Origin of the sequence: Taibaiella koreensis (assembly GCF_003545715.1) — a bacterium.
GTDB classification, from domain to species: Bacteria; Bacteroidota; Bacteroidia; order Chitinophagales; family Chitinophagaceae; genus Taibaiella; species Taibaiella koreensis.
On sequence record NZ_QVNU01000001.1, the window covers coordinates 150,293 to 164,249 of the forward strand.

Consider the following 13,957-nt stretch of genomic DNA (forward strand, 5'->3'; position numbering starts at 1 on the left):
AATGGTCAACGTGTAAAGGTAAAGGTATACTTCCTGGAATTGTTATTCTCATCACCTGCAGTGATAACAAGGTTGTGCTTTCCGGGCGGGCAATGCTCGTCGAAGGTATACGTATATACATTTCCTGCCCGCACAAAGCACAGCCAGCGGCCATCCAGCTCTGCCCTGAATTGCTGAACCGAGGTCATGTTGTCGGTAACCCGGAAACGGATCTGCTTCGCCCTGGTCAATACCGTACCTTTTGGGAGGGGGACAATAAGCGGCGCCACCGTGTCTATGCCCACTACGTAATTGCCAAAAGTACGCACATCGGCTTTGGCCCAGCCCTGCTCAAAGCTGGCCGCTGCCGCATCCTGGGGATTGTTGCCCGGCAAGGCCGCTGCCTTGATGCGATGAATGAAAACCAGCTTGCCGCTCAGGCTGAAGGGTAGCATCCGGTTTAGCCGGACGGACAATTTGGTGTTGCTATGCAGCGGTATCCGGGTTTCCTGTAGCTGTACTACGGACGAATAGCTCTTGGGCGAAGCCTGCTCGCTGTAGCGGAAACAGATGTCGTCGTAAAGGGCATCTGCTCCGGCCTTAAAGGAAAGCGTATTGGTCTTCAGCTCATAGGGCTGGCCTGCTTTCCAACTTTTGCAGGTCATGGCCGGTTTAGCTTTGCCACCGGTAATGTGTCCCCTTATGTGCGTCGTATTGCCTGCGGCATCGCGGAGCTCGATATGGAGCGCATGAGGCTGACCGTCGCTAAGGTCCAGCGCACCATCTGCATCATTTAGAAAAGTGTAGTTGGCGATGTGGTTACCGGGAATCCGGAACAAGGTTTGGTACCATCCCTTTTTGTCTTCCTTGAGCCGGTAGTCGGCAAAGGCATTGACATAGCGGTTCTCGTCAAAATTGATGTCGTCCAGCACCCAGGAAGCCTGCAGCGCATCGTCGAGGTATAGCTTCATGCTGTACACCCCCAGTGGATTGGGGCTGCCTTCCATAAAATCATCAGCCAGCACACCCAGGCGCACTTGTGCGTCTGTTGCCGTAATGCCAGGCAGCATATAGTCGTCCCCGTTTTTTAACAGCGGATAAAGAACGGGTTGCTGCTCGTAAATGCTACCGCTGCTATACAAGGCCACGCTTTTGGGTACAGGAGCCTTGCCGTCCTTAATCGGCAGGCCAAATAAGGCTGCATTCAACACATGCTCCGTACGGGTATCCCTGATCTCAAAATGCAGGTGAGGGCCGGTACTGCCGCCCGTGGTACCGGAGTAGGCGATGAGCTGACCTTTTTTTACCGGGAACTGTCCCGGCTGCAGGTACAGGTCGCCATTCCAGCTTTCCCGTTCATATTGCTGCTGCCGCAGGTAGCGTTGCAATTCCGGGTAAAAATCGTTGAGATGACCATACAAGGTGGTATAGCCATTGGGATGCGTGATGTAAAGGGCATTGCCATAGCCCGACCAGGAAATCGAAATACGGGATACGTAACCGTCAGCAGCGGCATACACTTTCAAATTTTCCTTCTCGTTGGTCTTCAGATCAAGCCCGGTATGGAAATGATTGGGACGGCATTCGCCAAAATTGCCAGCCAGCAGTATGGGTATGTCCAGCGGATTGCGAAAATAATCCTGGGGATAGTTTTGCTGTGCCTTCACGGTAAGCGATAATCCCAGGCCCAGTAGAAATAGCGGTAAGTAAGCTTTCATGCGCGATCCGGTTGCCTGCCGGCACACTGTATAGCCGGCAAAGGCAATTGATGTTGCTGCAAGATAGCTTATTTTATGCTTATACCGGTAGGCTAAGCAACAATGGTTGTATCACTTCCTTTAGAAATGCCGGTGGTAGCAGCAGAGGAAAGGGCAGTAGCAGGGAAAGCCAGGTGTAAAGCAGCCCGGTTGGTCTATGGCTACTGCCATAGCGGCGCTCGATCAATACCAGCAAGGCTTGCAGCATAAAATAGAGTAGCGGACGGCCGAAACCCGCGCCAACCGGTAAGGTAAGCGCTATTTCGTGAAAAATACCTGACATAAGGAATGCGATCAATAATGCCGCGACTGGTTGTTTCCTACGTGCAAAAGGGATGAACAGTGTCGTGCGCGTCATTTGTATGAAAGCCGTATTCCAGCGCCGGCCCCAAAAGGCGCCCAGGTTCTCCGAGCGCCAGGGTGCCTCCATCAGCGGTATGAGGTCAACACCGGCATAGCCCCAGACCACAACGCCGATATTACAAAGTCCGATATGAAAGATCAGGATAAAGGGTAGAAAAGAAAAAAGGCAGATGAGGTAGGGCGCTGCAAGCTGATGCTGCAACAATAAGGCCAGCAGATAGAGTAGCACGATGCCGGCAAAAAAGGATGCGATCCCCAAGTATAAAAGGCTCCTGTCTGTATTTACCTTATTCCGTTTTCCCAACAGTTCAAAGGGCTGAGGATCCATGCCGGGCCAACCCAGCGCAAAGGCAAGCCATTGCAGCCCGGTCAGCCTGCCTTTGCCGGGATACCGGTATACGGTAGTCACGGCTTTCATGCCCGCAAACAACAACACGATAAGGATGAGCATGCGGTAGCCGGGCCGGTAAGCATGCGTAAGGCTATAACCTGCGATCACATCGCCCGCCGGTAGCAGCCAGATCAGCGTTCGCACCAGCTTCCGGCTTCCCGTCTGTGTGCAGCCATAGCCGGCGCATAGCGTGAAAAGGAGCAGGAGTAGCCACATCATCACAGGACGTTTAGGTTGTACAGGGCAGCCAACGTGTATACCAACGAAAGCAGCAAAAAGAGTAGCCACAGCAACAGTTCCGCCAATACAAAAACAGTTCCTGCGGGCCGGCCTTCCGCTTTGCCGAAACGAAATTGTATCATGACCCGGCCCCACCAGTACAAAGCGGTGAATAGGGTTACCGCAACCGATAGCGGAGAACGGTCACAGAGCAAGGCCGGCATGGCCATACTGGTGATCCCCAGCCATACATTGGTACCGAAAATGTAGACAGAATAGGTATAAAAGATATTGCGGGTAAGCGCGTTGACCTTACGCATTTCCCGTTTCCAGTCCAACACAAAGGGAATAGCGATACTGCCCAATGCCAGCAGGAGCTGGGCAAGGCCGGCGAAGAAAATAATAAAAGGTAAGGCGGTAATAAACTTACTCATAGGGATAGGACATAAAGTAAAGTTATTGCTTTGTTACCCTTTCCTATGAGAAAAGTTGATAAACGGTTATATGATGATGATCAAAGGGCGCTACTGCTCCATATTGAATAAGCCTGGTCAGATTGATTAAAACAGCTCTTCCAGGTGTTTGTCCAACTCGTATTCCGTGGTGATGAGCACATCACGGGGTTTGCTGCCTGAAGCCGGCCCTACGATCTGCGCCGCTTCCAGCTGATCCATAATACGGCCGGCACGGTTGTAGCCCAGGTTAAACTTCCGTTGCAGCATAGAGGTCGAGCCACTCTGTGAATTGACTACCAGGCGGGCACAGTCTTCAAACATCTTATCCCGCTTGCTGAGATCAACCATTTCCCTTTCTTTTTGCTCGTCTTCGGCGCCTTCATACTCGGGCAGCTCAAATGCGGAGGGATAGCCGGCCTGGTTACCTATGAATTCCACGATACGCTCTACTTCCGGTGTGTCTACAAAGGCGCACTGGAGGCGCAGCAACTCGCTGCCATGCGATACCAGCATATCGCCGCGGCCGATCAATTGCTCGGCGCCGCCCGCATCCAGGATAGTGCGGCTATCGACCTTGGCCGATACTTTGAAGGCGATACGGGCAGGGAAGTTGGCTTTGATAATACCGGTGATCACATTCACCGAAGGGCGTTGGGTGGCGATAATGATATGGATGCCCACGGCACGCGCCAGCTGGGCCAGGCGGGCGATCGGCATCTCTACCTCTTTGCCGGCCGTCATGATGAGGTCGGCAAACTCATCGATCACCAGCACTATGAACGGGAGATATTTGTGGCCGTTGTTGGGGTTGAGCCGCCTGCGGATGAATTTATCGTTGTATTCCTTAATATTCCTGGCGCCGGCGTCTTTAAGCAGCTCGTAGCGGTTGTCCATCTCGATACAAAGCGCGTTCACCGTATTGATCACCTTTTTGGTATCGGTAATGATAGGCTCTTCCTCGTTGGGCAGCATGGCCAGGTAATGTTTTTCGATCAGCCGGTAGATGGAAAGCTCTACTTTCTTAGGGTCGACCATCACGAATTTCAGCTGCGAAGGGTGTTTTTTATAGAGCAGCGATACCAGTATGGCGTTGATCCCTACCGATTTACCCTGGCCTGTAGCGCCCGCCATGAGCAAGTGCGGCATGGTAGCCAGGTCTACAATGTAATTTTCGTTGTCGATCTTTTTACCAAGTGCGATCGGCAGGCTCATCTTGTTGTTGACAAACTTTTCGCTGGACAGGAGCGTGCGCATCGATACGATCTGCTTGTTGGTATTGGGCACCTCTATACCGATGGTACCTTTGCCTGGTATGGGTGCAATAATACGGATGCCGAGGGCAGCCAGGTTAAGGGCGATATCGTCTTCCAGATTGCGGATCTTGGAAATACGAACGCCCTCAGCCGGTACGATCTCATATAGGGTAACGGTAGGCCCTACCGTAGCGGTAATGCGCTGGATTTCGATGCCGAAGCTGCGCAGCGTATTGATGATCTGGTTCTTATTCTTTTCCAGCTCTTCCCTGTCAAGCGATATAGCGCCCTGTTCAATATCTTCGAGCAGGTCCAGTGTTGGGAATTTGAAGTTAGGGAGATCCAGGGCGGGGTCGTAAGGCTCACCGCTTTGCACGGTAATGTGCGCGCCATGTGCGGGAACGGCGGAAACTTCTTCTACTGTCCTGATCTCGAAGTCCATCTCTGCCGGTTGCTCTTCCTCTGTGCTTTCTTCCTCGTCTTCATATAACTCCTCCCCATAAGCATCTGCATCTTCTGTTATATCGGGCTCCGGTTCATTGTTCACGTACAAAGCTTCCTGGGGAAGTTCCAGGTGGATGCCGTCTTTTTCCCGCTTAGGAGCAGTGGTATGCTCTTCCGGTTTTTCAATGATGGTCATTTCAAATGGCACATCTGCTTCTTCCTCCTCTTCGATGGCTATGTCTTCACGGTCGTCGGTCTTCAACTTATTGCTGCCGATGTTGCTCGCGGCAGGTGGCTGCTCTTCTTCTCCTTCTTCTTCAAAACCGGCCACTGTAGCCGGGGCGGGCTGCTGTACAGTTGTTGCCGGCTGCTGTCCGTTGCCGGTGAAAGGCACATCGGCCACATCAACGCGGCGTGCAGGGATCAGGTTTCTCGCCCGTTGCAGCAAAGGTTTGATGTCCCATTGGAATACAATGAAGGCAAAGAAGCAGAATACGGTGATGAGCAGGAACAGACTGCCGGCCTTGCCCAGGAAGCCGTTGCTCCAGTCGACAAGCCCGTTGCCCAGCGCGCCGCCCAGGGGGAAAGCGCTATTGGGAAAGGCGAAGGAAAGCAGGGGGCAGATGAATAAAAAGCCTAAGGCCATCCAGCGCACCCATTTCATGGTGGGAATCACTTTACGGCCATACACCAGATTGATGCCCCAGGCGCTTAACCATACCGTAAACAGCAGTGCAGCAATGCCTACGCCACGATACACCAGCAAGTGCGCGGCTGCTGCACCCAGTCGCCCGCACCAGTTTTCCACCGGCGATTTGTCGTGGAACAGGAAATTGACAATGCCTTTGGTAGAGATCAGGTGATTCTGATCCTGTTGCCAGGTGAGGCAATAGCTGATGATCGATAAAGTGAAAAAGCAACCGATAAGGAGACAGATAAAGCCCGCTGCAAGCCGGATATTCCGCTTTTGCGTCGCTGCTGTTTTCGTATCCTTGCCTGTTGAAGCGGTTTTTTTCGAAGAAGTATTATTTTTCTTTGTTTTGGGAGCTGCCATTTTTAAAATATGCCGGAACTATTTTGAACGGGGGGGAAAGCCCAGGCAAAATTAACCTTATTCCTTGGATTATAGATTGAATTAATCCCGCTATTGCCGGCCTGTTCCATGCCCGAAATCCACGTAACTTTGCCCGGAATTTTGCGAAAATATCAAATGCAAAGTAGTCCTAAAACAGGCTTTGCAATATTGGCAAACGTTTAGCGATTACCTGTAGCAATTTAAAAAAATAATCTTGGATTCTAAGAAGAACGGCGGTTTCAATACATTAAAGCGGATTTTCTCTTTCGCGCGTCCCTATAAGGCACGGTTGTTCAGCAGCATTACCCTCGCCATTGTTCTGGCGGCCCTGGCACCCGTGCGGCCTTATCTCATCCAGCTTTCCGTGGATCACTATGTTGTGAACGGACTGTTGCGGAGCCTTATCTGGATCACGGTGATCCAGCTTGGTATCCTGCTTGCAGAAACTTTGCTGCGTTTTATTTTTATGTACATCACCAACTGGCTGGGACAAACTGTGGTGAACGATATGCGGCAAAAAGTATTTCAGAAGATCATTCATCAGAATCTCTCTTATTTCGATAATACGGCAATCGGTACCCTGACCACACGTACCGTCAACGATATCGAAGCGATCAATGACATTTTTTCCGAGGGCCTCATTTCGATCATCGCCGATGTGCTGACGATTGTAGCGATCATCAGCGTTATGTTCTACACCGACTGGAAGCTTACGCTCATTAGTCTTGCGGCCTTCCCGCTGCTGATCATTGCCACGTATTTTTTCAAGGAAAGCGTGAATAAGTCCTTTCACCAGGTACGTAATGCGGTGGCCCGGCTCAATGCCTTTGTACAGGAACATATTACAGGTATGTACGTGGTGCAGGTGTTCGCCGCGGAGAACAGGGAGGTGAAGAAATTCACGGAGATCAATAAAGATCACCGCAATGCCAATATCAAAGCCATTTTTGCCTATTCCGTATTCTTTCCCATAGTCGAGATCATCCTGGCCATGTCGATGGGTATGCTGGTATGGTCGGGTGCTTCCCGCATGCTGGATTATCATGTGACCCAGGGCGTGATCATTGCCTTTATCATGTATCTTAACCTGCTTTTCCGTCCCCTGCGTATGCTGGCCGATAAGTTCAATACGCTGCAAATGGGTATGGTAGCAGGAGAACGCGTGCTGGGCGTGCTGGACAGCGAAGAATACCTGCATGACAACGGTACCTATGCACCCACAGAGATCAAAGGCCGGGTAACTTTTGAAAACGTTCACTTCGAATACAAAAAGGATGTGCCCGTATTGCGTGGGATCTCTTTCGAAGCCGCTCCCGGCGATACCATTGCCCTGGTAGGACATACCGGCGCCGGGAAAACCTCGATCATCAGCATTCTTAACCGGCTGTACGAGATCAGATCGGGACGGATCCTGATCGATGGCCACGAGCTTGGGGAATATCGTATCGAGTCGTTGCGCAGCCGCATCGGCATCGTGCTGCAGGATGTATTTCTGTTTTCCGGCTCCATTTACGAAAACATCACCCTGCGCAACGATAGTATATCGCTGGAGCGGGTAAAAGAGACCTGCCGGTTGCTGGGCATACACGATTTCATCATGAGGTTGCCCGGCGATTACCATTTCAACGTAAGGGAGCGGGGCAATATGCTTTCGCAGGGACAGCGCCAGCTGCTCTCCTTTGCCCGCGCGCTGCTCTACGATCCTGCCATTCTTATCCTCGACGAGGCCACCGCCTCAGTCGATACCGAATCGGAGATACTGATCCAGCAGGCCATTGAAAAGCTGATCTCGGGCCGTACGGCAATTGTTATCGCCCACCGGTTGTCGACCATACGCAAAGCCGACCAGATCATCGTCCTGGACAAAGGGCAAATCATCGAGCAGGGTGATCATGAGCAGCTGCTCGATCTGAAAGGCGTTTATCAAAAAATGTACACTACCGCTATAGCTTCTGAGCAGCAGCTGGCGTGACCGGTAGATAATTTTGAATAAGCTGTAAATATATATAATAAAGTAGTACTTTTTGTTTTCCCGGTGGTCTATATTTGAGTAACACAGCCACTTAATGAGAAAGACTACTTTACTGGCCCTGCTGGGATGTATCCTGTTTACTGCTGCGCGGGCGCAAAGTGTATTTGACTACGACGATGCCGCTGCCAATGGTATCAAAGCAGGGATACTAACCTCGCTTTCCCTTAATTCCAGCGCGCCTATGGTGAAGAAAGGCGATGGCTATTCGCATACGGCCAAAGGTGCGATAAGTATGAATCCTTCTTTCGGCGGCTTTATCCAGATGGGGCTGGGGCAGCGGTTTTCGGTCAGGGGATCGGTGGTCTTTGGCTACAGCTCCTATGCTTATAAATATGGTAAGACCTTTGATAGCCTCACCGATAATTTTACGCCCGTACTCAGCTCAAAGTACAGCAAGTATACCACAGTGAAACACGGGTCGGCCTATGTGATGCCGCAGCTCGATCTGGGCTATCTCTTCGGCCCTTTTAAAAAGGTATACCTGGTTGAGCTGCGCGGCGGGGTAGGCTTGCATGCTTACCTGGGACAAAGCAATGATTCGATCGCAAAAGGTGAAGGTAAGGTCACCGATCCCAAGAATCGTTATACCTACCAGTATTACAATACCGAGTCGGCTACTTACGGACAGCCCAATACCTGGGGCAGCCTTACCGGCAATGTTTATGTAGGCCTGCGCTGGTACAAGACCACTTCCGATTTCCTCAATCATTTTGCAATAGGTATACAGGCTGTATTCCCCATTTATACACAGCAGGCGGGCTATGCTACGCTTGAGTATAAAAATTATGCCTATGAGGTGATCACGAGAGAAAAGGTGGAGATGAGCCTGTTCAGCTTCGGGATCAGGGCCAGCTACAGCTTCCTATAAGGTTTATGTTAAAACGGTGGTCTGGCAGATAAATCCTTCCCGATTGCCGTACCTTTGGGTTATGATTGTCAGAATTGTTCTTTTCCTGGTCGTTTTATTCCTGGTACTTCGTTTCCTGATGCGCTTTATCCTGCCTATCATGAAAATGACCCGGATGACACACCAGCATATGACCGACATGCGAAAAAAGATGGACGAGATGCAGCAAGGGCAGGCACGGCAGACCAAAAGGGTCGACGGCGACTATATCGACTACGAAGAAGTAAAATAATCGTTCCGGGTTGTTTCTCCGGCAATAAAGCAAATAGCCTGCAATGTGTGTTGCAGGCTATTTGCTTTATCTAAAGCCGGCCAGGCTGCGGTTCAACGCAGCACCATTTTATATTCATTGATCATCTTACGCAGGTTGATAAGGGCATAGCGCATACGGCCCAGGGCTGTATTGATACTCACGCCGGTAATGTCTGATATCTCCTTAAAGCTCATCTCGCCGTATACCCGCATGATCACCACCTCCTTTTGCTCTTCGGGCAAATGGTCGATGATCTGCTGGACATTGTGCTCGGATTGACGACGGATGATCCGTTCTTCCACATGCTCTTCTTTCAGGGGGAGCAGTGCAAAAAAATCGGAACCATCGGCCAGGGTGATCTTAACCTGCTGCTTTACCTTCCGGAAATGATCGATGCAGAGATTGTGGGCGATGCGCAGGGCCCAGGGCAGGAATTTGCCCTGCTCCGAATATTTATTGTTCCGGATATTGTTCACGATCTTCAGGAAGGTATCCTGGAACAGGTCTTCGGCAATGTATTTATCCTTTACCATCAGGTAGATAGAGGTGTACACATTGCTTTGATACCGGTAAACCAACTCTGTTATTGCTGCTTCGCTTCCGTTACGGAATAAATGTACCAGGTCCTGGTCTGAGTGCTGCTTCAGGCTATTCATATAAGTTTGTCTACAAAAAGATTTAAACAATAACAGCGTGTGTGCTTACGCCTGGGGGAATTGATTAAAATAAAAAGTGTAGATAATATGCCTATAAGCGTTGTCTATAAGAAGGTGGCAAATATAGTTCTTTCTTCAAAAGATAATTCAACTTTCGTCTGCGAAAATTTAATTTTTCCTTTTGTTAATAGTATAGACGAAGCCTGTTCTGCGCTCGTTGGGTGCTTTTCGAATATATATTTTTGATAATCAAAAAGGTTTGGCAGTGACGCGGTAAGCCTTATACTTTTTTTGTCTTCCGGAGAGAGAAGCTGGCAATGACCGGGTAGTGGTCCGACAGATCAACATCGGGCCTTTCATAGCCCTCGATCTTCAGCATGGCAGGATCGTAAAAAATGTAATCGATGCGCAGTGTGGGGAAAATATGGCGGTAGGTGCGGCCCAGGCCGGCGCCTTTGGCCGTAAAGGCATCGGAAAGCTTTCCTTTCACCTTGGTATAAGCATAGGAGCCGGGAACATCGTTGAAATCTCCGCAAATGATCTGGGGATAATCCATGCGTCTTTTCAGCGAATCTATCCTGTTGGCCAGCAGCGCTCGGTTGGCGGCAGCATCACGCAGCTTGCGCAGGAGCGATTTGGATTGGCTTTCGTCCTGGGCATCTATTCCGTTGTTCTTTACCTCCGAAATGTATTCCATTTCCTTCCGCCCGAAGCCCACAGAGGTAAGGTGTACTACGTTAAGGTTGAAAATATTACTGCTGTCGATCACTACTTCGACTCCCAGCATGTTATAGGTTTGCCTGAACAGGGGATAGCGTTGCTGGTTGCGCAAAGGGTATTTGGAAAATATGGCATGGCCGATATTGATCAGCTCGTTTTTGCCGGCTGCGCTGGTGATAAAGCCTTTGTGCATTTTGTTTTCTTCAGAAAAGGCGACAAACGGATAACCCAGCTGCTGCAGGATCTCTGTATAGGGTTGGGAACGGTCCTGGTCTTCCCAGTAGAACTCCTGCAGGCAAAGGATATCGGGGTTCTCTTCTTTGATCAGCTTCAGTATTTTTACTTTAGCAGCCTTATCTTTTGTCCACTCGCCCAGGTCGAACATATGCACGTTCCAGGTCATTATTTTCAGTCCCAGGTCATTGGTTACCGAAACGGGCTTGTTGCCAAAGTAATTCAGTCCGAAAAGAGGACGGATCAGTGTCCAGCAAAGAATAAGCGGTATTAGCGAAAGCAGGATCCGTATCTTTTTCCGGGTAAACAGCCAGGCCAGGATAAGAAGAAGATTGGCTATTACGGCAAAAAAACAGGAAAAGCTAAGTAGGCTAAGCAGGCTGGGCCTACCCGCAACGTCGGATAAAGAAGCCCATTTGCACAGCAGCAGCCACACTACCGCACCAATGTTCAGTATCAGGAGTGTGCTTCGGGCGATACGGGAAAGAACGGCGGTTTTTTTCAAAACGGTGTCGGGGTGAAAGGTGTAAAAACGACTGCGATCAAAGCCTTACTGCATATTGTCAATTGTCTTTACTGGCCTTCATCAGCTGCTCTTTTTCTTCTGCCGTGAGCGAATCATAGCCTTTCTGGTTGATCTTGTCCAGCAGCAGGTCTATCGACTCTTCACGGCTGCGTGTCTTCTGCTGGATCTGGCGAAAGGTTTCCAATCGCTTCTTCTGGTGCTTTTCGGCATTGAACTCATCGGGCGTGAACCAGCCTTGTATGCGGCTGCCGGATTGGTATAGCCAGGCGCCCGGTTTGCTGCCGGTGCGCAGCAGGCGTATATAGGCAAAACCTGTAAGACCGCCGCCTGCGGCAAGGATCATCATGTCGTAGCGGTTGGGCGCGTAATTCATAAGGTTGAGCACCAGGTAGATGGCCAGCATCGCCCATAGCGGAATAGAAAAGCGGTCGCCCAGGTAGAAGCGGAACTTCGGCGTCAGCGTAATGGCGCCGAAAGCAAACCCCATAATGGCCGGAGTAGCGCCCAGCGCCGGTCCTGTATAGATGAGCCCGGGCCATATAACAGTAGCGGCCAGGTACAGGCAGCCGCCCAGGATATAGCTGAAAATAAACAAAGGGATAATTTCCCGGTAGCCCACCAGCGACTGGATCACCGAGCCAAAGCAATACAGCCACAGCATATTGCTGAGCAGGGTAAAGAAGCTGGCATGCGCCCATACATAGGTCAGCAGCGTCCAGGGTTTGTGCAGGAAGGCTTGGAACGGCTGCAAGCCAATATTGGGACTGATCACATTGTGAAAGGTGACCTTTTGTGCGATATGATTGATTTCGATCTGCTGGTTGGGGCTCAGCACCAGTACGATAACATACATGGCATAGGCGAGCACAAAGGTGACAGCATTGGCAATAATCAACTGGATCAATGCATTTTGCCCATAATTGGACATCAAATTTCTACGCTGTCTGGTAAACACTGTTTTCATATAGCACCGGGGCAATTCCCCAGCAAATTAACAATAATTCGGTTAAAACAGTTGCCTCAAAGCCAATTTAACGATCGCTTTGTACCCGCTAATAACGCCACATATTGCGGCTGGACAACTTCCAGGCCCGCAGCAGAAGGAAGGCGAACAGCATACCGCCAAGATGAGCGAAGTGAGCTACCTGATCGACAGGGCTGTTGCGGAATCCGGAGAACAGTTCAATAACGGCATATATAGCGACAAAGTATTTGGCTTTGAGCGGGAAGATGAAAGAAATATAGATCATCATGTTAGGGAACAGGTAGCCGAATGCAAAAAGCACACCGAAAATGGCGCCTGAGGCGCCCAGCATAGGTATAAACATAGGTGCTGCCGGTGCGTAAACAGATTCTCTATTTGAATTGATAAATTGCGTCATAATGGTTTGTTTGTCTGGGTCGCTTAAGTGAGCATACCAGTTAATTGCGGAAACGTTTTCCCAGCTGAACACAAGCATATGACATATAGCTGCGCCAAGACCACATACGAAGTAAAAGATCAGAAAGCGTTTCGCCCCAAGGGTATTTTCTATCAAGTTGCCAAACATCCAAAGCGCAAACATATTAAATAAGAGGTGGGTCAGGTTACCATGCATGAAAAGGTGAGTTACCAATTGCCAGGGTTTGAAGAACGGAGAACGCCAATGAAAAAGTGCCAGATAATAATCAAGATCGATAATGCCGGCTTTCCTGAAGACATAGGTAGCAGCAAAGACAAGAACATTGATGATGATCAGATTTTTAATGACCGGGGGGAGAATCTGGAATCCTCCCAGGCGATATTCACTCATAAGCGTTGATTTGGGTATGGAAAGCCTTTGGCTTTTCTAAAGAATTCAAAATTAAGAAAAAGAGGGATTACAACAGGAGCCGTTGGGAATTGTTTATAGCGGCCTGCTGCATTGCCGTTCGGGAAATCATTGCTTACTTTGCAGCCACTGAGTCATAATGCATGAAAGCTTTACTCTTATCCGCGGGGCTGGGCACCCGTCTGAAACCCTTTACCGATCATCATCCCAAGGCGCTGGCGCCGGTGAACGGCCGTAGCCTGCTGGAATGGAATATCCGCAACCTGCAGCGTTTCGGCATCTACGATGTCGTGATCAATGTGCATCATTTTGCGCAGCAGATCATCGATGTGCTGGAAGCTGAAAAGGGTTTCGGCAGCCGTATAGAAATATCCGATGAGACCGATGCTGTGCTGGAAACCGGCGGCGGACTGATGAAGGCGGCGCCGTTCCTGGAGCAGGAACCGGTATTTCTGGTCATGAATGTCGATATCCTTACCAATACCGATATCGGCAAGCTGATCGCCCATCATCGCGAGCATCCCTGCTGGGCTACCCTTGCGGTGCAGCAACGCAGCTCTTCCCGTTATTTCCTCTTCGACGAACAATTGGAGCTGAAAGGCTGGGAAAATGTACAGACCGGCGAAGTGCGCCTGCCTGCCGGAGTCCGGGAGCCGTCATGGTCTTCCTATGCCTTTTCTGGTATACACGCCATGAGCCCCGCACTGCTGCAGCATATACGGCAAAAGGACAAATTCTCCCTGGTCGACGTCTACCTCGACCTTTGCTCTTCGGGGCAGATCAGGGGCTGGGACCATACCGGCGACCTGCTGATCGATGTAGGCAAGCCCGAAAGCCTGGAAAAGGCGAGTTCCCTCTTTGCCCATTTAACCCTTTAATGAC

The 13,957-nt window shown here is 50.2% G+C and carries 12 protein-coding genes; 4 read left to right on the plus strand and 8 right to left on the minus strand.

The window, feature by feature from the left end; translation table 11 throughout:
* Positions 1 to 5: 5 nt before the first annotated feature.
* From DZK30_RS00640 to DZK30_RS00655, 4 genes are all read right to left on the minus strand, one after another.
* Positions 6 to 1,697, minus strand: a complete 1,692-nt coding sequence (locus DZK30_RS00640) for a M23 family metallopeptidase (protein ID WP_162902727.1) — start codon at positions 1,695 to 1,697, stop codon at positions 6 to 8.
* A 79-nt stretch (positions 1,698 to 1,776) separates the two neighbouring features.
* Entirely contained in the window at positions 1,777 to 2,709 is a 933-nt protein-coding gene (locus DZK30_RS00645) for an MBOAT family protein (RefSeq protein WP_118972155.1), read from the minus strand.
* Positions 2,709 to 3,143 carry a hypothetical protein gene (locus DZK30_RS00650; protein WP_118972156.1) on the minus strand — a complete coding sequence of 145 codons (435 nt, stop codon included), beginning with the start codon at positions 3,141 to 3,143 and terminating at the stop codon, positions 2,709 to 2,711. Before DZK30_RS00650 ends, DZK30_RS00645 begins: the two co-directional genes overlap by 1 nt.
* A gap of 126 nt (positions 3,144 to 3,269) precedes the next feature.
* Positions 3,270 to 5,915, minus strand: a complete 2,646-nt coding sequence (locus DZK30_RS00655) for an FtsK/SpoIIIE family DNA translocase (RefSeq protein ID WP_118972157.1) — start codon at positions 5,913 to 5,915, stop codon at positions 3,270 to 3,272.
* Between the two features lie 235 nt (positions 5,916 to 6,150).
* Here DZK30_RS00655 and DZK30_RS00660 point away from each other — a divergent pair, with 235 nt between their 5' ends.
* The 3 genes from DZK30_RS00660 to DZK30_RS25585 all read left to right on the plus strand — a co-directional run bounded on the left by DZK30_RS00660 (position 6,151) and on the right by DZK30_RS25585 (position 9,107).
* Positions 6,151 to 7,908 (plus strand): ABC transporter ATP-binding protein, encoded by a 1,758-nt coding sequence (locus DZK30_RS00660; RefSeq protein WP_240432826.1) that lies wholly within the window; start codon positions 6,151 to 6,153, stop codon positions 7,906 to 7,908.
* A gap of 94 nt (positions 7,909 to 8,002) precedes the next feature.
* Positions 8,003 to 8,836, plus strand: a complete 834-nt coding sequence (locus DZK30_RS00665; protein WP_118972159.1) for a hypothetical protein — start codon at positions 8,003 to 8,005, stop codon at positions 8,834 to 8,836.
* Between the two features lie 61 nt (positions 8,837 to 8,897).
* On the plus strand, positions 8,898 to 9,107 hold the full coding sequence (locus DZK30_RS25585; RefSeq protein ID WP_162902728.1) for a hypothetical protein: 210 nt from the start codon (positions 8,898 to 8,900) through the stop codon (positions 9,105 to 9,107).
* A 92-nt stretch (positions 9,108 to 9,199) separates the two neighbouring features.
* Here the strand turns inward: DZK30_RS25585 and DZK30_RS00670 are convergent, their stop codons facing one another.
* From DZK30_RS00670 to DZK30_RS00685, 4 genes are all read right to left on the minus strand, one after another.
* Positions 9,200 to 9,784 carry an RNA polymerase sigma factor gene (locus DZK30_RS00670; protein ID WP_118972160.1) on the minus strand — a complete coding sequence of 195 codons (585 nt, stop codon included), beginning with the start codon at positions 9,782 to 9,784 and terminating at the stop codon, positions 9,200 to 9,202.
* Between the two features lie 280 nt (positions 9,785 to 10,064).
* Positions 10,065 to 11,243: an endonuclease/exonuclease/phosphatase family protein gene (locus DZK30_RS00675; RefSeq protein WP_118972161.1), complete on the minus strand. Its 1,179-nt coding sequence runs from the start codon at positions 11,241 to 11,243 to the stop codon at positions 10,065 to 10,067.
* A gap of 58 nt (positions 11,244 to 11,301) precedes the next feature.
* Positions 11,302 to 12,228 carry a rhomboid family intramembrane serine protease gene (locus DZK30_RS00680; protein WP_118972162.1) on the minus strand — a complete coding sequence of 309 codons (927 nt, stop codon included), beginning with the start codon at positions 12,226 to 12,228 and terminating at the stop codon, positions 11,302 to 11,304.
* Positions 12,229 to 12,316: 88 nt separating this feature from the next.
* Complete coding sequence (locus DZK30_RS00685; protein WP_118972163.1) at positions 12,317 to 13,057, minus strand: rhomboid family intramembrane serine protease; 741 nt, start codon at positions 13,055 to 13,057, stop codon at positions 12,317 to 12,319.
* 161 nt (positions 13,058 to 13,218) lie between these two features.
* Between DZK30_RS00685 and DZK30_RS00690 the strand changes: the two genes are divergently transcribed.
* Entirely contained in the window at positions 13,219 to 13,953 is a 735-nt protein-coding gene (locus DZK30_RS00690; RefSeq protein ID WP_118972164.1) for a nucleotidyltransferase family protein, read from the plus strand.
* Positions 13,954 to 13,957 lie beyond the last annotated feature (4 nt).